Below are 21,787 nucleotides of genomic sequence, written 5' to 3' on the forward strand. Positions count from 1 at the left end.
AAAGGCATACCTCTAAATAGGGGTATGCCTTTTTAATATTTACTTAAAACTGATAATTCAAACGCAATAGCACATTACGTGGTGTGCCCGGCATGCTGTCTGAGCGCCAGTATTCTTTATTGGTCAGGTTATTCACTGCAATAGTGACATTCCAAGGGTCTGCACTATAGCCAATTGCTGCATCGACGCGATTAAAGCCTTCCATTTTTACTGCATTATTAATATTTGGATAATAAGACCCGACATAGGTTACGCCCACCTCGGTATACCACTGCTCGGTTGGTAAATAACGAACAAATAAATTACCAGTGTTCTTAGATGTGTTGGCTAAATAGTTACCTTCTTGTTCGGGCTTTTGTTTGTCTTCTTTTACTTTTGCATCTGTGTAGCCATAACCACCACGAACAAAGACATTATCAAGTACGCGACCAATAAAACTAAATTCAAGACCACGAGATTGATGCTGACCCGCGGTTGCCCATACCTCTGGTTCACTGTCAGGGTTTGGTTTATAGCGGATATTATTTTTACGAATATCAAAGACAGAAAATTGAGTATTTAAACGACTATCTAACCATTCACTTTTTACCCCAACTTCATATTGCTCGTTATATTGAGGCTCTTTATCCATTTTTGTGACATCGGTGCTTCCAGTAACTTGGTTAACACCCATTTGTCCGCCAAATGGTGCAAAGCTCTTAGAGTAAGACGTATAAAAACTATGTTCAGGAAGCGGTTGCCATACCAAACCAACATTTGGGCTAAAGCTGCCATCTTTTACATTGCGGTGTTCATTCGTTAATTTGTTGGTGGTTGAAAAGTCAAAGTAATCATAACGTAAGCCCAACATGAGTTTAAGTTGGTCGTTTAGAGCAATTAAATCTTGAATAAATACGCCATAAGTTGTGCCTTCATTGTAGTTATGTTGTCTCATCACTAATGGACCATTGCCACGACTATATTCACGTTCGCCTGTGAATGGATTAACGTAGCCGTAAATAGAACCATTTTTAGCTTCATTTGCTAAGCGTGGTTCTCGCTGTTCATAGGTCCAGTCTGTACCCATCATGATTTGATGTTCAAGCGAGCCTGTTTTGAACTTGCCCTTAATATCAAATGTATTGGTGGTGGTTTTATTGCTGGTTTGTTGCCAGTAGTAAATTTGATTGATGTAGCCTTTTTTACTGGTGCATGCTTTACCTTTTAGGTCATTTCCATCTAACCCACAATAAGTTCCAAAGTAAAAGTGGTCAAAGTTTTGTTCTGCTTGCCGGTAACTTGCTGCCCAGTGAAAGTTCCAATCAGGCGCATATTGATAATTCACATCGGTACGCACAACTTGCAAAATATCATCAACATAATCGCAGTCTTGGGCAAATCCCATTTTAATTGAAGTTCCCGCAGGCAAGTTTTCATATGCTGGACCTCGATCAGGCACACGACCTAATTTGTCATAGGTATATTGTGTAGTCCAAGTGAGAGTTCCATCGTCATTTTTATAAGTGAAACTTGGTGAAAACATTTCAATTTTATTTTCAATGCCAGAGCGGAAGCTTCCTGACTCACCATATTCTCCAGTCAAACGTATTGCTAAATTGTCATTAATGACTTGGTTAATGTCAGCCGTTGTTCCGTAGTTGTCGTAAGAACCTGCGTAAGCACCAACTGAACTTTTAGAGTCAAAATTGGCGAACTTACTCACCATATTCACAACTCCACCACCAGCGCTACGACCATATAAAACAGAAGCGGGGCCTTTTAAAATTTCAATACGTTCGATATTGGCAGTACTGCGGCGTACTTGTCCGCTTTCACGTATGCCATCACGGTAAATATCACCTGTATCGGCACCAAAACCACGAATCGTAATACCGTCACCACGCATATCGTAATTGGTGGATACTCCTGGGGTGCCTTGCAGCATAACGCTTAAATCATTCGATCCATAAATTTTATATTTCTGAACATCAATCGTATCAACGGTTTGAGGAATGTCTTTTTTGTCTAAACCATTGCGTGTGACATTGGCTTTGTCATAGTCGATATAACTTTTAATTGGGTCGAGTTCACTCATGGCCTCAATTTTTATGGTGGGCATGGTAGCCGCAACTTTTACGGCTGAATCAGTCGCTTCCTCTGCATAAGCACCTTGAATGTTCAAGATCATTAAACTGAGTAAGCTCAGAGGGAATAAACGCTTAATTTGGGGAGATGATAAAGAAATTCTTAACATAAAATAAAATCAATTAACAAAAATAAAAGTATAAATGATAATTATAATCATTTAATTGTTTAGAATAAAAGAACTATTGTCTTTAAAATTTATGAGATTGCTTTTTTAAGTCTTTGTTTTGAAATGGTGTAGCGATTGCTCAAGCTAACAAGGGGGAGTATTGGTTAGCTTGAGTTATTAATTGGGATTAAGAAGATGTTTTTAGAGATGAAAGGAAATGTTTGAGTTAAGCATTATTTTTGAGAACATCTAAAATATCCATTTCTGGATCATAATTCTCGTCAATCGTTTTGCAAATTGCTTGTCCAACAATCACATGTGTGCCATTAAAGGTCATGGTTGGTGCTTCATATAATTCCCAACCATGATTCAGTGCTTTAGTCACTCTTGCACAAAAAGCAGAGTCATCAGGGCCAGTTAAATAGCGATAAAGTTTCATGTTTAGCCTTTAAAAATAATATTTTATGGTCATAGTTTAACTGAATTTACTTAAATTCCAGATCAAGAAATAACAGATAAGGTTTTACTGAAATTAAGAAAAACCAGTGAAAAATCTCAGCTATACTCATGTTAATTTAAATTTTAAGAAGAGCTTGAGCATGCGTGTACTTGTCGTCATGGATCCGATTGAAACCGTAAACCTTAAAAAGGATTCAACCATGGCAATGTTGTGGGCGGCGAGCCGTCGTGGACATGAATTAGGTTATGCATTACAGCAAGATTTATATATCGATCAAGGTAAGGCTTACGGTCTAATTTCACCGTTAAAAGTTTTTGAAGATTACAATCATTACTATGAGTTAGGCGAAAAGAAAAAAGAATCGATCGCGGCTTATGATGTAGTGCTTATGCGTAAAGATCCGCCGTTTGATATGAATTTTGTCTACACAACTTATGTGCTTGAGCAAGCGGAACGCGAAGGTTCATGGATTATTAATAAGCCTCAATCATTGCGTGATTGCAACGAAAAGCTTTTTGCAACGCAATTTCCAGAGCTACAAGTGCCTACACTTGTGACATCACAGCAAAGTTTAATTCGAGAATTTATTAAAGAACATGGTGATGTGATTGTTAAGCCGCTTGATGGTATGGGCGGTATGGGGATTTTCCGTTTATACCAAGATGGTGTAAATATTGGTTCTACCTTAGAAATGCTTACAGAGCTAGGCAACCGCCCAATTATGGCTCAGCGCTATATTCCTGAAATTGTAGAAGGGGATAAGCGTATTTTAATGGTGAATGGTGAACCTATTCCTTACTGTCTAGCTCGTATTCCACAAAATGGTGAAGTACGCGGCAACTTAGCGGCAGGTGGTTTAGGCCAAGCGCGTCCGCTTACTGAAAATGACAAGTTGATTGCAGCTAAAATTGGTCCTTTCTTACGCGAAAAAGGTTTAGTTTTTGTAGGCTTAGATGTGATTGGTAATTATGTCACTGAAATTAATGTCACTAGTCCAACCTGTATACGCGAAATTGATGCTCAATTTGGTACATCAATTGCCGATAATCTGTTTGATGTATTAGAAGCTGGACGTTCAGCTTAATTTAGGTATTTCAGGTGATTTTCCGCGGTATTTATGGGAAATCACCTGAAAATATATGAATTAATAAAATAACAATACTAAATACACCACAGCTTTGTAGGCATATTTTCAAAAAAGCACATCTTTCTGTTATAAACGAGTGAAATTAGCTTTTCGTTAATGAAGCTTTAGGATTAAAATAAACGGCTACAAAAATAGATGAAAATTTCCATTGTTTTTTGAGTTGAAGAATTAGACCGTGACCGATTCAAAGCAAAGTAAACCTAAACATGTCATGATGATGGCTGCCGGTACAGGTGGACATGTTTTTCCAGCCCTCGCCGTAGCCAAAAAACTTCAACAACAAGGTTGTCAGGTTTCATGGTTAGCCACGCCAACAGGTATGGAAAACCGATTATTAAAAGATCAAAATATTCCAATATATCAAATTGATATTCAAGGTGTTCGTGGCAATGGATTAGTCCGTAAAATTGCTGCACCTTTTAAAATTTTAAAAGCTACTTTAAGTGCAATGCGTTATATGAAACAGCTTAAAGTTGATGCAGTTGCAGGCTTTGGCGGTTATGTTGCGGGACCGGGTGGTTTGGCAGCACGTTTGTTAGGTATTCCTGTACTTATTCACGAACAAAATGCGGTTGCTGGTTTTACCAATGCGCAGTTGTCTCGTGTTGCTAAAGTCGTGTGTGAAGCATTTCCAAATACATTTCCTGCAGGTGGAAAAGTCGTCACAACAGGAAATCCTGTACGTCATGAAATCACAGATATTTTAAGCCCAAAGTGGCGTTATGATGAGCGCGCGCAAGCAGGGCAGCCTCTAAATATTCTAATTGTTGGTGGTTCTTTAGGTGCCAAAGCACTCAACGAACGCTTACCTCCAGCATTAAAACAATTACAAGTTCCACTTAATATTTTTCACCAGTGCGGTCAGCAACAAGTTGAGGCAACTCAAGCACTCTATGCAGATGCACCAGCCAATTTAACTGTACACGTTTTGCCGTTTATTGAAGATATGGCAAAGGCTTATAGTGAGGCAGATTTAATTATTTGCCGAGCTGGAGCACTCACGGTAACAGAAGTTGCAACAGCAGGTGTGGCCGCAGTTTTTGTGCCACTTCCGATAGCAGTTGATGATCACCAAACTGCAAATGCCAAATTTCTGGCTGATATCGGTGCTGCAAAAATTTGCCAGCAATCGACTATGACACCAGATGTTTTAAATGAATTGTTCACTTCGCTGATGAACCGCCAATTACTTACAGAAATGGCAGTGAAAGCGCGTCAACATGCCCAACCAAATGCGACTCAGCATGTGGTTGATCTTATCCAAAAAATGTAATCGGATTTACTATGTCTCCATCAACAGCTGCGAACCAAGCAAAAAAACTGATTAAAGTGCCTGAAATGCGCCGTATCAAACACATTCATTTTGTGGGGATCGGTGGTGCTGGGATGTGTGGCATTGCAGAGGTATTGGGTAACCAAGGTTATAAAATTTCTGGTTCAGACATTAAAGCATCTAAAACTACAGAACAATTAGAGCAAAATGGCATCAAGGTTTATATCGGCCATCAAGCGGAAAATATTAAAAATGCCAATGTGCTTGTAGTTTCTACAGCGATTGATCCAGAAAATCCAGAAATCAAAGCAGCGATTGAACAACGTACTCCAATCGTACGCCGCGCAGAGATGCTAGGTGAGCTTATGCGTTACCGTCATGGTATTGCTGTAGCTGGTACACATGGTAAAACCACGACGACTAGTCTTTTAACTACAATGTTGGCTGAAGAAAACCTTGATCCAACCTATGTCATTGGTGGTTTACTTAACAGTACAGGTGTAAATGCTGCACTGGGTGAAAGTCGTTTCATCGTAGCTGAAGCTGATGAATCAGATGCATCTTTCCTTTATTTGCAGCCAATGGCAGCCATTGTAACGAATATCGATGCTGACCATATGGATACCTATGAAGGTAGTTTTGATAAGTTAAAAGATACGTTTGTACAGTTCCTTCATAACTTACCATTTTATGGTTTGGCTGTAGTTTGTGGTGATGACGCCAACATTCGTGAAATCATGCCGCGTGTAGGCCGTCCAGTGATTACTTATGGTTTTAATGAAGATAACGACATTCGCGCAATTGATGTTGAACAAGATGGCATGCGTTCACACTTCACGGTGTTACGTAAAGGTCGTGAGCCGCTACGTTTAACCATCAACCAACCGGGCATGCATAATATCTTAAATGCTCTAGCTGCTATTGGTGTTGCGACTGACGAAGGTGTTTCTGATGACGCAATTAGTCGTGCTTTAGCAGGCTTTAGTGGTGTTGGTCGTCGCTTCCAAGTACAAGGCGAATTCGAACTTGCTGATGGCAACGTTAAGCTAGTTGATGACTATGGGCACCATCCGAAAGAAGTAGAAGCAACCATTAAAGCTGCACGTCAGAGCCATCCGGATCGTCGTTTGGTGATGTTATTCCAGCCACATCGTTACTCTCGTACCCGCGATTGTTTTGATGACTTTATTGAAGTGCTTTCTCAAGTCGATCAATTATTATTACTGGAAGTTTATCCTGCCGGTGAAAAGCCTATTGTAGGTGCTGACAGCCGTACTTTGGCGCGTAGTATTCGTTTACGTGGACAGGTGGAACCGATTTTGGTCGATCCGGTTGAAGGTAATTTACAAAACATCATGCAAAATGTGTTACAACCAAATGACTTGTTATTAACGCAGGGTGCGGGTAACGTTGGAGCAATTTCAGTAGAACTTGCACAACACCATTTGTATGTGAAATAAACAAAAATATTGAATTATCGGGTTAAGGATTTAAACGTGTCAAATGCTACAAAATTCGGCAAAGTTGCCGTGCTATTTGGTGGGAAATCGGCTGAGCGTGCTGTGTCTTTAGATAGTGGTCAGGCAGTTCTGGATGCTTTATTGCGTTCAAGTGTTCAGGCTGAAGCATTTGATCCGCAAGACCGCAGTGTGACTGAACTTGTAAATTATGATCGTGCATTTATTGTATTGCATGGTCGTGGCGGTGAAGATGGCCAGATTCAAGGTGTACTTGAATGGTTAAATCTGCCTTATACTGGAACTGGCGTGCAAGGTTCTGCGATTGGCATGGATAAAGTCAAAACCAAGCAAATATGGCAAGGTAGCGATTTACCTACAGCACCATATCGCATTATTACTAAAGAAACAGATTTAGATGCGGTTATTACTGAGTTAGGCTTACCTGTAATTATCAAACCTGTACATGAAGGCTCAAGTGTCGGCATGAGTAAGGTTGAGAAAGCAGAAGACTTTGCTGCTGCAATTGAGAAGGCGACTCAGCACGATGCTGTTGTGATGGCAGAAAAGTGGATCACAGGTCGTGAATTCACAATCTCATTCCTAAATGGTCAGCCTTTACCAGTTATTCGTTTACAGCCACCAGCAGATGTTGCGTTCTATGATTACGAAGCAAAATATCAACGTAATGATGTAGAGTATGGTATTCCTTGTGGTCTGAGTGAGACAGAAGAGAAGAACCTACAAGCATTGTGCTTACGCGCTTTTCAGGCAGTTGGTGCAGAAAGCTGGGGCCGTATTGATGCGATGCAGGATGAGCAGGGTAATTTCTGGCTTTTAGAAGTAAACACTGTGCCAGGTATGACCAGCCACTCTTTAGTTCCAAAAGCTGCGAAAGCTGTTGGCTATAGTTTTGATGAATTGTGTGTTGCCATTCTTGAGCAAACATTGGAAGGTACGGCTTAAATATGGCACAACTTCCGGCTTCCATGCGCCGTAAACGTGCGGCCATCACCTCTATTCATGATAAACCACCTACACGTAAGCAGAAGCTTGCCAATGCTGGTGGATGGGTGCTGTTGGTTATTGCATTTGTAGTGCTGGCATTCGGAATTTATGGGCTATATAAAGTTATTACAGATGCAACAGTTGCAAAGCTAGAGGTTGTGGGGTCAACGTCTTCAGTTGAAACACAACAAGTGATGCAGCATGTTGCTCCAATTATAAAAGCGAATTATTTCACATCTGATTTAGAACAGATTCGTGACAAAACATTAGAAATTTCGTGGGTAGACCGAGTTGTCGTATCTCGTGCCTGGCCTAATGGTATTCGTGTTCGTGTGATGCCTCGACATGCTATCGCCCGTTGGGGAACAGGTCGCTTGTTAAGCGATGGAGGCGATGTATTCAGTGAAGCAGATCCGACGATTCATCCTGAGCTTCCGTTACTCCATGGTCCGGTAAGCCAGTCGAAAATGATGATGCGACGCTATAATGAAATCAATCAATTATTTCATCCAGCTAATTTGCGCCTAAAAGAGTTATATCTGACGGAGCGAATGACTTGGTTTATGCAGTTTGATACAGGTTTACGAATTATCGTTGACCAAGATCAAACAATGAATAAGTTGCAACGTTTAAGTCATCTGGCACAATCTGACTTAAAACCGGTCTGGTCGAAAATCTCAGCCATTGATTTGCGATATCGTAATGGATTATCTATTCAATGGAAGAACGCAACACCACCTAAAATTGTGAATGGTCAGTTTGTTGTAACGATTGATGACACAAGCATTGCAGGTGGAACAAAAGCAAAGCCATAATACGTGGCTTTAAAATAGGCAATTTGCCTGGTATTAAACAACAAAGAAATGGTATGAGTGATGAATGAAGCTGTTCCCTCAGTTGTTGCGATTGACATTGGGACGCATAAAGTTTCAGTTTTGATTGGAAAAATTCATGCGCCGGATAACATTCAAGTTATCGGTATGGCAACTGCTCGCAATCGTGGCATGAATAAAGGAAAAATCGTAAGCCTCGATAAAGTTATCGCTGCGATTAAAAATGCTGTCGCTGAAGCGGAAAATATGGCCGAATGTCGCATTCATAGCGCATGGGTATCGATTCCGAGTACCGAGTTGCAAAGTTTTTATGCCTCTGGCCGCACACCAGTTGCTAATCCAGCACATGTTATTACAACAAATGAAGTCGTGCGCGCGTTAGAATTGGCAAAAGCAAGTCATGTGACTTCTGATTACTATTTAGCAAGTGCAGTGCCGTTAGGCTTTGAATTAGGTGATTCTGCTGAATGGGTGCAGAATCCAATTAACATGACTGCCCATAGTATGACCGGACATTATCAGTTAATGATGATGCCGATTGCGACTATGCAAAACCTTGATCGCGCTATGAAAGGTGCAAATATCGGGGTTGAAAAAATGGTGGTATCTTGCCTGGCAACCGCTGAGGCAAGCTTGCTTAAAGATGAAAAAGAATATGGTGTTTGTCTGGTCGATATTGGCGCAGGCATTACTAATCTTGCGGTTTATCTAGATGGACGTTTGGCTCTGGCACGTACATTGCAACGCGGTGGTGAGCACGTTACGCGTGATATTGCTGCTGTATTGCAAACTACGACAGAAGAAGCTGAGCGTATTAAAATTCTATATGGTTGTGTCGATTTAAGTGCGGTTAAGCCAGATCACATGATTCAGGTAGAAGGAATTGATGGCCCTCAAACCATTAGTCGAATTGAGTTGTCAGAAATTATTATTGCCCGCTATGAAGAGATCTTTAGCCAGATTCGCGATGAACTCGAACATAGTGGTGCAATTCATGGTTTATACCATGGTGTAGTGTTGACAGGAGATGCTTGTCAAATCGAAGGTATGGTGAGTTTGGCTCGTCGCATGTTGGGGGTATCCGCACATTTGGGTAATCCGCCGTTACAGGTTTATGCTGATGATCAACATCAGGCAGCATTACGTCGTTCGATGTATGCAACAGCCGCTGGTTTGCTCATGTTTAGCCAAAGTGAGTTGCAAGAAGCTGTTGAAGAGCCTGAAGAGGCAAATGACCGTTCGGTATGGGAGCGAATGGTAAATGGCTGGAATGCATTTAATAGCAAGCTAAAAGCCATTTTTTAGGATGTATGGATTTATTGGTAGAATTGTTAGGAAGTTGTAAGAGAAAACCACTGTACTTGACAAGGTTTGTATTGCACAGCATTCTTAAAATTAGTTATTTTTGAAAATCAAGGCAGTATACGGGCTGAAGTGACTGCCATAATGTATTAGGAACCCTAAAGGTCATGGCCTCATTTGAATTTATAGAAGATGAACTAAACGATGGCAACGGTCAAGCCCGTTTCACTGTATTTGGTGTAGGTGGTGGTGGCGGTAATGCCGTTCAACACATGGTGCAGTCTGATATTCAGGGTGTTAAATTCGTTTGTGCCAATACAGACAAACAAGCACTAGACTGTATGAATGCACCTTTCAAAATTCAGTTAGGCGAGCAAAGTACACGTGGTTTAGGTGCTGGTGCTAACCCTGAAGTAGGGCAAGTTGCAGCAGAAGAAAGCCGTGAAATTATTCGTCACCATCTTGAAGGTACGGATATGGTATTCGTTACCGCTGGTATGGGTGGTGGTACGGGCACAGGCGCGGCACCTGTCGTGGCTGAAGTTGCCAAAGAAATGGGTATTTTGACCGTTGGTGTTGTAACAACCCCATTTAACTTTGAAGGCCGTCGCCGTTTAAAATCTGCTGAACGCGGTATTGAAGCGCTTGAAGCACATGTTGATTCATTGATTATTATCCCTAACCAACGCTTACTCAGCGTATATGGCGATATTTCAATGAAAGATGCTTATAAAAAAGCTGATGATGTATTGTTAAATGCTGTACGTAGTATCTTTGACCTTGTTGTAAACCGTGGTCATATTAACCTTGACTTCGCCGATTTGAAAACTGCAATGAGTACACGTGGTTATGCCATGATGGGTGCTGGTTTAGGTCGTGGTGAAGATCGTGCACGTCAAGCAGCTGAACAGGCTATTCGTAGTCCATTGCTTGATAACGTCAATATTATTAATGCTAAAGGTGTGTTGATTAACATTACTGGTGGTGATGATATTACGTTACGCGAAACTGAAATCATTACTGATGTCGTGAACCAGATTGTTGACCTTGATGAAGGCGAAATCTTCTACGGTACGGTATTTGATCCAGATGCGCGTGATGAATTACGTGTAACAGTGATTGCAACTGGTTTAACTCGTAATGCAGCAGATGCAGAGCCGAGAAAACGTAATACTGTAAGTCATGCATCGTCTCAAGCAGCTCAATCTGTTGATGAAGATGACGTTCCTGCTATTAATAAGCGTCAAAATGCAGACAATGAAGTGAGTAGTAATGCAAGTTCTTCTCCACGCTCTTCTCCGATGAGTATTCAAGATTACTTGAAAAATCAGCAACGTAAGTAAAAAATTATTAAATTTTAAAAAAGGCAGTGTTTAAACACTGCCTTTTTTTGTTTTTGATCAATGACTAAATATGCTAACGTATAGCGGTTTTAAAAAAGAAGTTACAAAGCATGGTGAAACAACGTACTCTCAATCGTGTGGTAAAAGCGAGTGGAATAGGTCTTCATAGCGGTCAAAAAGTGATGATCAATTTCATTCCACATACCGCGGATGGAGGTATTGTATTTCGTCGTATCGATTTAGACCCGCCCGTTGAAATCCATGCAAATGCATTGCTCATTCAAGAAGCTTTTATGTGCTCTAACTTAGTGATTGGAGATATAAAAGTTGGAACAATTGAGCATGTGATGAGCGCAATTGCAGGTTTGGGAATTGATAACCTTATTGTTGAGGTATCTGCATCTGAAGTTCCGATTATGGATGGGAGTGCTGGTCCGTTTATTTACCTATTAATGCAAGGTGGATTACGTGAGCTGGATGCGCCGAAAAAATTTATAAGAATATTAAAACCAGTTGAAGCATTAATCGATGATAAAAAAGCGATTTTTAGTCCGCATAATGGCTTTCAGTTAAATTTTACAATTGATTTTGACCATCCGGCATTTGCTAAAGAATATCAATCTGCGACGATCGACTTTTCTACTGAAACTTTTGTATATGAAGTCAGTGAAGCTCGTACTTTTGGTTTCATGAAAGATTTAGATTATCTCAAAGCAAATAACTTAGCTTTGGGCGCAAGTTTAGATAATGCGATTGGTGTAGATGATACCGGCGTTGTGAACGAAGAAGGCTTACGTTTCGCTGATGAATTTGTAAGACATAAGATTTTGGATGCAGTAGGTGATTTGTATTTGCTTGGTCATCAAATTATTGCCAAGTTTGATGGCTACAAATCGGGACATGCTTTAAATAATCAGTTGTTACGCAATGTTCAAAGTGATCCGAGTAATTATGAAATTGTAACATTTAATGACGAGAATGAGTGTCCAATTCCATATGTCAGCGTGACATAAGTCATTGTCTTTACTTGGCTACGTTATATTGTAACGTTGTAAAGTGTGATTATTATCACATAACAAGAACGATTCTAATTAAGAAATAGAAAGCCCATCATTTTTTATTGCTTGCCAAACGTAGTAAAGCTTGGCTAAGCTTAGGGTCGCTCACGAAGTCGGCTGCACTACGTAACATTTCTTGTGTTTCCGGGGGAATGGGTTTAGATGACTCAGATGAGGGTGGATTTGGAATGTTTTTATTTCTCAAGCGAACCTGAATTCTCTGTAAGTCTTTTAACCCTTCAAGTTGAGATAATTTAGATACATATTGGTTCTGTAAATAACTGAGTTGACTAATCATCGCCTGATTTTCACCAGTAATGATCAAAGAACCATTTTGATAACACACGACCTGCCATTGTTCCGGTTGGGGCAATAAGGGTTGGATTATTTTCGTAAGTCTTTGCCATTGCGCGACTTGCGTTGTTAGAAACGTAAGGTTTCCTGTTTTTATGTGTTTTCCGGTTTGTTGAAAAACGTTATCGGGTTTAGACATGGGTCATTCTCGGATAGATTCTTGTCTTCATCTTAAGCGTTCATTTCGATTGATATCAAGGAAGAGATCATAAGGAACTTGAGTAAGAACAGTTTCAAGAGGTTTTTATGCACACGCGTCGTATTTTATTAGCGTTTTCACTTGCCGCTTCGGCAGCATCAGTTGCTTTTGCAGATTATCAAACTATTAACCAATCTACTGATTCAGATCGATTGGAACAACTATCAAAAACATTATCTCAAGGTTCATACACCCATCCTGATGATTTAGATCTTCCGGCGAGTGCGAAAGTTTCAGTGACCTTACGCCAAAAAACGGTTGAGCTCAACAATGAATCGCTCGCAAAAAAATATGGCAATACGAGCGCAAAGAACTCTTTTAATGCCTCTTCTTCAAATGCTTACTCTTGGTTAATTTCTCATCCCCTTCCTGACACTGTACGAGTTTCTTCGAACTTTGGTGGTCGTACAATGAGCGGTCGTGCCGAACATCATGGCGGTTTAGATATGGCTGCTCCGAGTGGCACACCAATCTATGCGACAGGCCCAGGTATTGTAACTAAATCTGGCTGGGGCACTGGCTATGGTCAATATGTTGAAATTAACCATGGGAATGGTTACTTAACACGCTATGCTCATGCTTCGCGCTTAATGGTACGTGTAGGCGACCAAGTGTCGGCAGGTGAACATATTGCTAATGTAGGTTGTACAGGTCGCTGTACTGGTCCACATTTGCACTACGAAGTAGTAAAAGATGGTCAACGTAAGAATCCAACGACTTACTTGGCGATGCTTCCTTAAAAGCATAGTTAAAAAGGTTGAGGTTATTAAATTTATGAATCTGAAATTAGCTTAAACCTTTTTTAACGTAAAGATTGTGTAAAAAAACGCCATTATTGGCGTTTTTTTGTTATTTTGTTTAATGCTCGGTCAATGACTATTCATTCAGAAAATAATAGGGCCCCCTCACATTCACCCGTGGCAATAACTAGAGAGGGGTAAAACGTGGTAAAAATACAAAGTAGATTAAAGAACAAGGAACAGGTGAATTATGGCGTTTTACGGTGACTCCGATGCACAAGAAACCCAAGAGTGGCAAGATGCATTCGATTCAGTTTTACAACATATGGGAACTGAGCGCGCGGCATTCTTATTGGAAAAACTTTACCAACAAGCAATTGCTAAGCATGTTCCCATTCAACGTCTCAATACACCTTACTTAAATACAATTTCTGTTGAAGAACAACCTGCAATGCCAGGCGACCAAGATATGGAACGCCGTATTCGTGCATTGATTCGTTGGAATGCCTTAGCAATGGTACTTCGTGCGAATAAAACAGGTGATGATTTAGGTGGACACTTGGCGAGCTTCGCATCAAGTGCAACATTATATGACGTAGGTTTTAACCATTTCTTCCGCGCAAACAGCGATAACTTTGGCGGAGATATGATTTATTACCAAGGACATTGTGCTCCTGGTATTTATGCTCGTTCATTCCTTGAAGGGCGTTTGACTGAAGAACAGTTAAGTAATTTCCGCCGTGAAGTTGGCGGTAACGGTTTACCAAGCTATCCACATCCATATTTAATGCCGGACTATTGGCAATTCCCAACTGTATCAATGGGTCTTGGTCCAATCATGTCGATTTATCAAGCGCACATTCAAAAATATTTGATGAATCGTGGCTTGATCAAAGAAGAAAATCGTAAAGTCTGGGCATATCTTGGCGATGGCGAGATGGATGAGCCAGAAAGTACTGGTGCAATTTCACTTGCTGGTCGTGAAAAACTTGATAACTTGATCTGGGTTGTTAACTGTAACTTACAGCGTCTAGATGGCCCTGTACGTGGTAACGGTAAAATCATTCAAGAATTAGAATCTTTATTCCGTGGTGCAGGCTGGCGTGTCATTAAAGTGGTATGGGGTCGTCATTGGGATCCGCTACTTGCAAAAGACAGCACAGGCGCTTTAAAAGCGGTAATGGGAGAAACAGTTGATGGTGAATACCAGCGCTATCAAGTGAAAGGTGGTGCATATACACGTGAGAAATTCTTTGGCAAGTACCCAGAAGCTGCGGAACTTGTAAAAGATTTAAGCGATGAAGACATCGATAATCTTAACCGTGGTGGTCATGACCCGTACAAAGTTTTTGCTGCCTATGCAGAAGCAATGACAGCCAAAGGTCAACCAACAGTTATTCTTGCAAAAACTGTTAAAGGTTATGGTTTGTCTGAAGAAATTGAAGCGGTGAATAAGACTCACCAAATCAAAAAAATGCAGATCGATTCTTTAAAATATGTACGTGACCGTTTTAACCTGCCATTTACAGATGATCAATTAGAAGAGCTTCCATTCTATCGCCCAAGTGAAAACTCTCCAGAAATGAAGTACATGAAGGCGCGCCGTGAAGCATTAGGTGGTTATCTACCTGCACGTCGTAAAGAGAGTGAAATTTTAGCGATTCCTGAATTATCTGTATTTGATGCAGTATTAAACGGTTCAGGTGGTAAAGAGCAATCTACCACTATGGTGATGGTTCGTTTAATTGCTGCTTTACTTAAAGAAAAAGCAATTAAAGACCGCGTAGTACCAATCGTTCCAGATGAAGCGCGTACTTTTGGTCTAGAAGGTATGTTCCGTCAGCTTGGTATTTATGCTGCTCACGGTCAAAAATATACCCCAGAAGACCAAGAACAGTTAATGCATTACCGTGAAGCAAGTGATGGTCACATGCTTCAAGAAGGGATTAACGAAGCTGGTGCGATGAGCGCATGGGCTGCGTTGGCAACAAGTTATTCAACCAATAACTTGCCAATGATTCCAATGTACATGTACTACTCAATGTTTGGTTTCCAACGTATTGGTGACATTGCATGGGCTGCGGGTGATGCACAAGCTCAAGGTTTCTTGTTAGGTGCAACTGCTGGTCGTACCACATTGAACGGTGAAGGTTTACAGCACCAAGATGGTCATTCACATATCTTGGCGAACACGATTCCTAACTGTGTATCTTATGACCCATGTTTTGGTTATGAGTTAGCTGTAATCGTTCATGACGGTTTACAACGTATGTACGTGAACCAAGAGCGTGTGTTCTATTACCTCACTGTAATGAACGAAAACTACGAGCATCCTGCAATGCCTGAAGGCGCTGAGGAAGGCATTAAACGTGGTATGTACTTGTTCGAAAAAGATGAAAAAGCAACTGTCCAATTGATGGGTTCAGGTGTAATTCTTCGTGAAGTGATCAAAGCTGCAAAAATCTTACGTGATGAATACCAAATCCATTCAAACGTTTGGAGTGTAACAAGCTTCAATGAGTTGTCGCGTGATGGTATGGCATGTGAAGAATACAATCGCTTACACCCACTTACTGAAGAAGTGAAAGAGTCTTGGGTATCTAAACAATTACGCGGTACAGAAGGTATTGTTGTTTCAGCAACAGACCATATGCGTGCGTATAGCGAACAAATCCGTGCTTATCTTCCAGATGGTCGTCCATTTGTTGCGTTGGGTACAGATGGTTATGGTCGCTCAGATACACGTGCTAACTTGCGTAGTTTCTTTGGTGTTGATGCTGCACATATCGTTGTTGCTACTTTGAAAAAATTAGCTGACGAAGGTGAAGTAGATGCACGTTTAGTTAAAGATGCAATTTCTAACTTTGAGTTAGACACTGACCGTCCAGTGGCATGGGCTCCACAAGCACATCCAGAAGTTCAGGCAGTTGCTGAATACAATGAAGCGCAAACAGGTGAGGGGAACTAAGCATGCAAATTAAGACCCCTGATATTGGCGTAGATAAAGCAATTGTTGCTGAAATTTTGGTAAAAGTTGGCGATAGCATTGCTGAAAATGACAGCCTTGTTTTGCTTGAGTCGGATAAAGCGTCTGTTGAAGTGCCTAGCACTTCAGCAGGTGTTGTAAAAAGCATCTTAATCAAGGAAGGCGATAGCGTAACTGAAGGTACGGTATTGTTTGAACTTGAAGCTGAAGGTAATGCACCTGTAGCTCAAGCAGAAGAAGTTGCAAAACCTGCTCCAGCAGCTGAAAAAGAAGCACCTGCTGCAGCGCCACAAGTTGCTGCACAACCAGCAGCGGCAACTACTAGCCAAGTCGTTGAAGTTCAAGTTCCTGACATTGGTGTTGAAAAAGCACTTGTTGGTGAAATTTTAGTAAAAGTTGGCGAACAAATCGATGTTGAGCAAAGCATCGTTGTTGTTGAATCTGACAAAGCAACTGTAGAAGTACCAAGCAGTGTTGCGGGTACTGTAGAAAGCATTCAAGTTAAAGAAGGCGATACAGTTAAAGAAGGCGTTGTGCTCATTAAAGTGAAAACAACATCTGCAGCAAGTGCGCCAGTTGAAGCTCCTGCTTCTACAGCAGCTCCAGCGGCAGCGCCTGCACCAGTTCAACAAGAAACTGTAGCTGCGGCTGCTACTCAATCTGGACCAGTTGATATTAACGTTCCTGATTTGGGTGTAGACAAAGCAGTTGTTGCTGAAATTTTGGTACAAGTTGGCGATAAAGTTGATGTAGACCAAAGCCTTGTTGTGGTTGAGTCAGATAAAGCGACTGTTGAAGTACCAAGTACTGTTGCGGGCGTTGTGAAAGCGATTCACTTGCAAGCGGGCCAACAGGTTTCACAAGGTATATTGCTTGCAACAATTGAAGCAGAAGGCCAAGCACCAGTGGCAAAAGCAGAAGTAGCTCCAGCTCCGGCAGCAGCACCTAAAGCGGCAGCTCCTGCTCCGACTCAGGCTGTATCTGCTCCAACATCTGGTAGTGACAAGTTAACCAAAGAGCAAGAAGCCGAAAACGCTAAAGTATATGCAGGTCCTGCTGTACGTAAGCTTGCTCGTGAACTTGGTGTGATTTTGTCACAAGTTAAAACTTCTGGTGAGCATGGCCGTGTTGTTAAAGAAGATATCTTTACTTATGTGAAGACTCGTTTAACTGCACCACAAGCTGTACCAGTTGCTGCGGCTGCACCAGCGGTTTCGGGTTTGCCAAAGCTTCCTGACTTCACTGCATTTGGTGGTGTGGAAGAAAAAGTACTGACGCGTTTGCAGCAAGTATCTATTCCGCAATTGTCGTTGAATAACTTTATTCCGCAAGTCACCCAGTTTGATTCGGCTGACATTACTGAGTTAGAAGATTGGCGTAATGAGCTGAAAGGCAACTTCAAAAAAGAAGGTATCAGCCTGACGATTATGGCATTCATTATCAAAGCGGTTGCGCATTTGTTGAAAGAAGAGCGTGAGTTTGCAGGTCATCTATCTGATGACGGTAAATCAGTGCTCTTGCGCAATGAAATCCATATGGGAATTGCGGTAGCAACACCTGATGGTTTAACTGTGCCAGTACTTCGTAACCCAGACCAAAAATCAATTAAGCAAATTGCAGTTGAATTGGGTGTGTTAGGTCAAAAAGCACGTGATAAGAAATTAACACCGAAAGACTTACAAGGTGCGAACTTCACGATTACAAGCTTAGGTTCGATTGGTGGTACAGCATTTACACCACTTGTAAACTGGCCACAAGTTGCGATTTTGGGTATTTCACCTGCAACGATGCAACCGGTTTGGAATGGTAAAGACTTTGACCCACGCTTAATGTTGCCGTTGTCGATGTCTTATGACCACCGTGTAATTAATGGTGCAGATGCCGCTCGCTTCACTAATAAACTTACGAAACTTCTTAAAGATATTCGTACTTTATTAATCTAATATTTTGAAATGAATCATTAAAACCTCGCTTCGGCGGGGTTTTATTTTGGTATTTAATTTAATTGATTTTAGGTTAATCTACAGATAAAGAGGGAGTGATCGAGAGAGGAAAAATTTCTCGTTTTAGGTAAAGGAGAAATAATAAATGGTAGGTTTTTTAAAAATCATGTTGCCGATTTTGTTGGTGGTATTTTTATTGATGGGATTATGGGTCAGTCTTTTGCACTTTCCTTGGGAGTGGATGACCTACGTTGCCATCGGTTTGGAAGTATTTGTGGCAACACTTATTTTGCCATTTGAATTTCAATCACAACATATAGCTGGTATTAACAATTTTGGGTTTATTAACTTAAGTATCTGTTTAGCTTTAGTATTGGGCTTGGGGCGACTGTTAGTGTGGGCATGGATAAAATTTTTTGTTTGAAAAATAGAACTGCTCGAATATAATAGGCACATACTTCATTGGGGAGTAGCCGCTATTCATTTCTGAGTGAATAGGTGATGATCAACATAATTGTTCAACAGAACATGGTCATCATAGCTTAAACGTCTCATCGTTTCCGAGTTGGCAAGACCTTTGATTTACCACTCTGCAGATATTTGGCTAGCAGGAGGGGTAGGTCATGGGCATTTATGCTAGCCAGAGAAACGACATGCAAGAATTTCTGATTTCTACCTCGATTGTTGCCCTAGCTGAAATGGGCGATAAAACTCAATTGTTGGCCCTTTTACTGTCTGCACGTTTCCGTAAGCCAATCCCTATTCTCATTGCGATTCTTTTAGCAACTTTAATTAACCATGGTATCTCTGCTGTGCTTGGACAGTGGATTACGACCGTCTTGAGTCCCGAAATTTTAGTTTGGGTACTTGCGGGTGGTTTTATTGGTATGGCCTTCTGGATGCTTATTCCAGATAAGCTAGATGATGAAACTGATAGCATTAACAGATGGCAAAAATTTGGTGTTTTTGGTGCAACCTTTATCCTGTTTTTCTTAGCAGAAATTGGTGATAAAACTCAGATTGCGACAGTGGCTTTAGCTGCACGTTATGACAGCATTTTCTGGGTGATGCTAGGTACAACCTTAGGTATGATGATTGCCAATGCACCAGCTGTATTTATTGGTAATAAATTAGCTGAACGTTTATCTATCTCACTCATTCATAAAATTGGTGCTGCGATTTTCTTAATTGTTGGTGTTTCTACTTTAGTACAGCATTACTTCTTCTAAAACATTTAAAGCTGCCAAAAAAAACGCACTCGAATTGAGTGCGTTTTTTTGTAGGTCTTTTTAGTAGTTAAATTTCACTGTGAAGTTAATTTGGCGTGGGTTACCGAGTGTCACTAAATTCTCGTTCAGCGCACCTGCATAGTAATCTTTATCAAATAAGTTACGAATCGCAAGTTGGGCACCCCAATGTCCAGCGTCATAGCCAGCTTCAGTGTCAAAGACTGTATAGCCCGGAACGTGAACATCTAAGCCATCGACAGTTTTATATGTTTCACCACGGAATCCACCGCCAACATACCAACCAAGTTTTGATGCTGGGTCAAATTTATAACGTGCTGACAAGCTATAAGCATGCTCAGGAATATTATCGAGTGCTTTTCCTACATTGCTTGAGTTTGCATCTTTACTAATTTCAGCATCAATGGTGTAGGTATATGCAGCGGTTAATTTTAAGCCTTCTAAAATTTCTGCGCTGAGCTCAGTTTCAATACCGCGTGTTAACTGTTCGCCACGCTGAGCTTTATAACCACTATTCGCAGTATCAGTGACTAAAACATTTTGACGTTTTAAATCATACCAAGCGATAGCACCTTGAATCCGTTGATCAGGGCTTTGTAATTTCATTCCGACTTCAACCTGTTTTCCTTCTTCAGGTTTGAACGGATTATTATTTACATCAGTACCACTGTTAGGTGTAAATGAAGTGGCATAGCTAACATAAGGAGCAACAATATCATTAAGGGTATACATGACAGAGGCGCTACCCGTAAATGCATTGTCGGATTGTTTACTCGTATTACTTGAAACTAAGCTTGTGCTTTGGGTCTGTGCCCAGTCTTGGCGTCCAGACAAGCTTAAAAGCCATTGGTCATTGAGTTGAATACGGTCACGAATATATAAACCTGCGTATTTTAAGCGGTTAATATCGTGGTTGCTGACAGGGTCGGAACAGGTAACAGTTTGCCCATATACAGGAGCATATATGTTTAAATCACCTACATTACAGCGGTTATTGGTGTAATCACTTTTTTCTTGGAAGGCATCTACACCTATATTGAAATCATGTTGCATACCATATAAATCAAACTGTTTATTTAAACGGTTATCGATGGCAAAACTTAAGTTATCAATAATTTGGTGGCGGCTATTATTTTTACGGCTTATGGTAGTGTAGTTTTTATCTGCCCAAAAGTTACTACCTGTACGAGCAAAAACCGCAGTGCCATCCATTTCGGTTTTTTGTACGGCAAAATTCTGATTGAAGTTCCAGCCATTATCAAATGCATGTTTAAACGTATAACCCGTACGATAAACATCTGCTTCATATTTACCGAAATTAGGATCGCCAATATATAAACTTCGATCTATAGCGCCGTTAGGATTGTCTTTTAAGGTGCCAATAACAGGTAAACCTTGTTGACGAATATATTCACGGTGCTGATAGCTTGCGATTACAGAGAGGTCAGTGTTATCACCTAAGTCGAAGTTGTAAGAAGGGGAGATATAGTAATTTTTAAAATACACATAATCTGTCGGGTCATCTTGGTCAGAGATGCGGCCATTTAAACGAAAAGCACCTTTCTCACTATTATTAGGGCTATAGTTTAAATCGAATGTACCTTCTTTTAAGTTATAGCTGCCATAAGTCATGCTAGCACGTGCAAAGCTTTCTGCTTCAGGTCGTTTAGTGACTAAGTTCACCATGCCGCCTGGCGCAACCAAACCGAAATTAATAGAGGCTGGGCCTTTTAAAACTTGTACCTGATCCATGCCCGATAGTTCAGCTGCTACAGACGGCGTTGGAGAGCTTTGACCGATTCTTAAACCATCTACATAAACCGAATCGGAAGATGTTTGTCCTCGAATAACGAAATCATCCCAACCACGACGACCAAGTTTTCCGGCTTCAACACCTGCAACACCTTCAAGTGCCTCTGCAAGTGTCTTTGCTTGTTTCTGGTCGAGCTGTTCACGCGTCACTACTGAAACCGATTGAGCCGTTTTAAATAAGGGCGCATCTGATTTTAAGGCAGAGGTTGCTTTTGTTGCTACATAAGGCGAAGTGGGTTCTTTTTGCGCCTGAATAGAAATTGTGGGTAGCACACTGGTCGAATTTTGTTGTTCTGCTGTTTCATCAGCATGACTTGCTGTCATCGAACTAAAAATAACGACTGCTAACAATGTTTTGGAGCTTGAAAAATAAGGTGCTTGGTTCATGGGAG

General features: G+C 40.9%; 17 protein-coding genes and 1 riboswitch. Of the genes, 13 read left to right on the forward strand and 4 right to left on the reverse strand.

Going from position 1 to position 21,787, the window contains the following annotated elements; translation table 11 throughout:
* Positions 1-43 precede the first annotated feature (43 nt).
* Positions 44-2,233, reverse strand: coding sequence for a TonB-dependent receptor (locus tag NL42_RS03880; protein WP_461311822.1), 2,190 nt, complete (start codon positions 2,231-2,233; stop codon positions 44-46).
* Between the two features lie 226 nt (positions 2,234-2,459).
* Complete coding sequence (locus tag NL42_RS03885) at positions 2,460-2,672, reverse strand: DUF1737 domain-containing protein (protein ID WP_002122004.1); 213 nt, start codon at positions 2,670-2,672, stop codon at positions 2,460-2,462.
* A 160-nt stretch (positions 2,673-2,832) separates the two neighbouring features.
* Between NL42_RS03885 and gshB the strand changes: the two genes are divergently transcribed.
* The 8 genes from gshB (at position 2,833) to lpxC (ending at position 12,069) form a co-directional block, all read left to right on the forward strand.
* Positions 2,833-3,777 carry a glutathione synthase gene (gene gshB, locus NL42_RS03890; RefSeq protein ID WP_461311823.1) on the forward strand — a complete coding sequence of 315 codons (945 nt, stop codon included), beginning with the start codon at positions 2,833-2,835 and terminating at the stop codon, positions 3,775-3,777.
* A gap of 238 nt (positions 3,778-4,015) precedes the next feature.
* Entirely contained in the window at positions 4,016-5,113 is a 1,098-nt protein-coding gene (gene murG / locus NL42_RS03895; RefSeq protein ID WP_461311824.1) for an undecaprenyldiphospho-muramoylpentapeptide beta-N-acetylglucosaminyltransferase, read from the forward strand.
* 11 nt (positions 5,114-5,124) lie between these two features.
* Entirely contained in the window at positions 5,125-6,573 is a 1,449-nt protein-coding gene (gene murC / locus NL42_RS03900; RefSeq protein ID WP_003654096.1) for a UDP-N-acetylmuramate--L-alanine ligase, read from the forward strand.
* 36 nt (positions 6,574-6,609) lie between these two features.
* A complete protein-coding gene (locus NL42_RS03905) occupies positions 6,610-7,536 on the forward strand; it encodes a D-alanine--D-alanine ligase (RefSeq protein WP_461311825.1) in 927 nt (308 codons plus the stop codon).
* Positions 7,537-7,538: 2 nt separating this feature from the next.
* A complete protein-coding gene (locus tag NL42_RS03910) occupies positions 7,539-8,393 on the forward strand; it encodes a cell division protein FtsQ/DivIB (protein ID WP_461311826.1) in 855 nt (284 codons plus the stop codon).
* 60 nt (positions 8,394-8,453) lie between these two features.
* Complete coding sequence (gene ftsA / locus NL42_RS03915) at positions 8,454-9,716, forward strand: cell division protein FtsA (RefSeq protein ID WP_016139860.1); 1,263 nt, start codon at positions 8,454-8,456, stop codon at positions 9,714-9,716.
* A 164-nt stretch (positions 9,717-9,880) separates the two neighbouring features.
* Positions 9,881-11,056 carry a cell division protein FtsZ gene (ftsZ, locus tag NL42_RS03920; RefSeq protein ID WP_016139861.1) on the forward strand — a complete coding sequence of 392 codons (1,176 nt, stop codon included), beginning with the start codon at positions 9,881-9,883 and terminating at the stop codon, positions 11,054-11,056.
* Positions 11,057-11,166: 110 nt separating this feature from the next.
* Positions 11,167-12,069 (forward strand): UDP-3-O-acyl-N-acetylglucosamine deacetylase, encoded by a 903-nt coding sequence (gene lpxC, locus NL42_RS03925; RefSeq protein WP_004790060.1) that lies wholly within the window; start codon positions 11,167-11,169, stop codon positions 12,067-12,069.
* Between the two features lie 97 nt (positions 12,070-12,166).
* Here lpxC and NL42_RS03930 read toward each other — a convergent pair whose 3' ends face one another.
* Complete coding sequence (locus tag NL42_RS03930) at positions 12,167-12,607, reverse strand: DUF721 domain-containing protein (RefSeq protein ID WP_461311827.1); 441 nt, start codon at positions 12,605-12,607, stop codon at positions 12,167-12,169.
* 107 nt (positions 12,608-12,714) lie between these two features.
* On the opposite strand from NL42_RS03930, the gene NL42_RS03935 reads away from it, so the two are divergent.
* The 5 genes from NL42_RS03935 (at position 12,715) to NL42_RS03955 (ending at position 19,565) form a co-directional block, all read left to right on the forward strand.
* Positions 12,715-13,407 (forward strand): M23 family metallopeptidase, encoded by a 693-nt coding sequence (locus tag NL42_RS03935; RefSeq protein ID WP_252611270.1) that lies wholly within the window; start codon positions 12,715-12,717, stop codon positions 13,405-13,407.
* Positions 13,408-13,657: 250 nt separating this feature from the next.
* Positions 13,658-16,375 (forward strand): pyruvate dehydrogenase (acetyl-transferring), homodimeric type, encoded by a 2,718-nt coding sequence (gene aceE / locus NL42_RS03940; protein WP_461311828.1) that lies wholly within the window; start codon positions 13,658-13,660, stop codon positions 16,373-16,375.
* A gap of 2 nt (positions 16,376-16,377) precedes the next feature.
* Positions 16,378-18,336: a 2-oxo acid dehydrogenase subunit E2 gene (locus NL42_RS03945; RefSeq protein ID WP_461311829.1), complete on the forward strand. Its 1,959-nt coding sequence runs from the start codon at positions 16,378-16,380 to the stop codon at positions 18,334-18,336.
* A 145-nt stretch (positions 18,337-18,481) separates the two neighbouring features.
* The gene (locus NL42_RS03950) at positions 18,482-18,760 is read left to right on the forward strand and encodes a hypothetical protein (RefSeq protein ID WP_461311830.1); all 279 of its coding nucleotides are present in this window, start codon (positions 18,482-18,484) and stop codon (positions 18,758-18,760) included.
* 28 nt (positions 18,761-18,788) lie between these two features.
* Positions 18,789-18,974: riboswitch (yybP-ykoY riboswitch) on the forward strand.
* A 15-nt stretch (positions 18,975-18,989) separates the two neighbouring features.
* Entirely contained in the window at positions 18,990-19,565 is a 576-nt protein-coding gene (locus NL42_RS03955; protein ID WP_003654075.1) for a TMEM165/GDT1 family protein, read from the forward strand.
* A gap of 60 nt (positions 19,566-19,625) precedes the next feature.
* Here the strand turns inward: NL42_RS03955 and NL42_RS03960 are convergent, their stop codons facing one another.
* Positions 19,626-21,782 carry a TonB-dependent siderophore receptor gene (locus NL42_RS03960; RefSeq protein WP_461311833.1) on the reverse strand — a complete coding sequence of 719 codons (2,157 nt, stop codon included), beginning with the start codon at positions 21,780-21,782 and terminating at the stop codon, positions 19,626-19,628.
* Positions 21,783-21,787 lie beyond the last annotated feature (5 nt).

It is taken from the genome of Acinetobacter sp. GN11 (assembly GCF_054823985.1).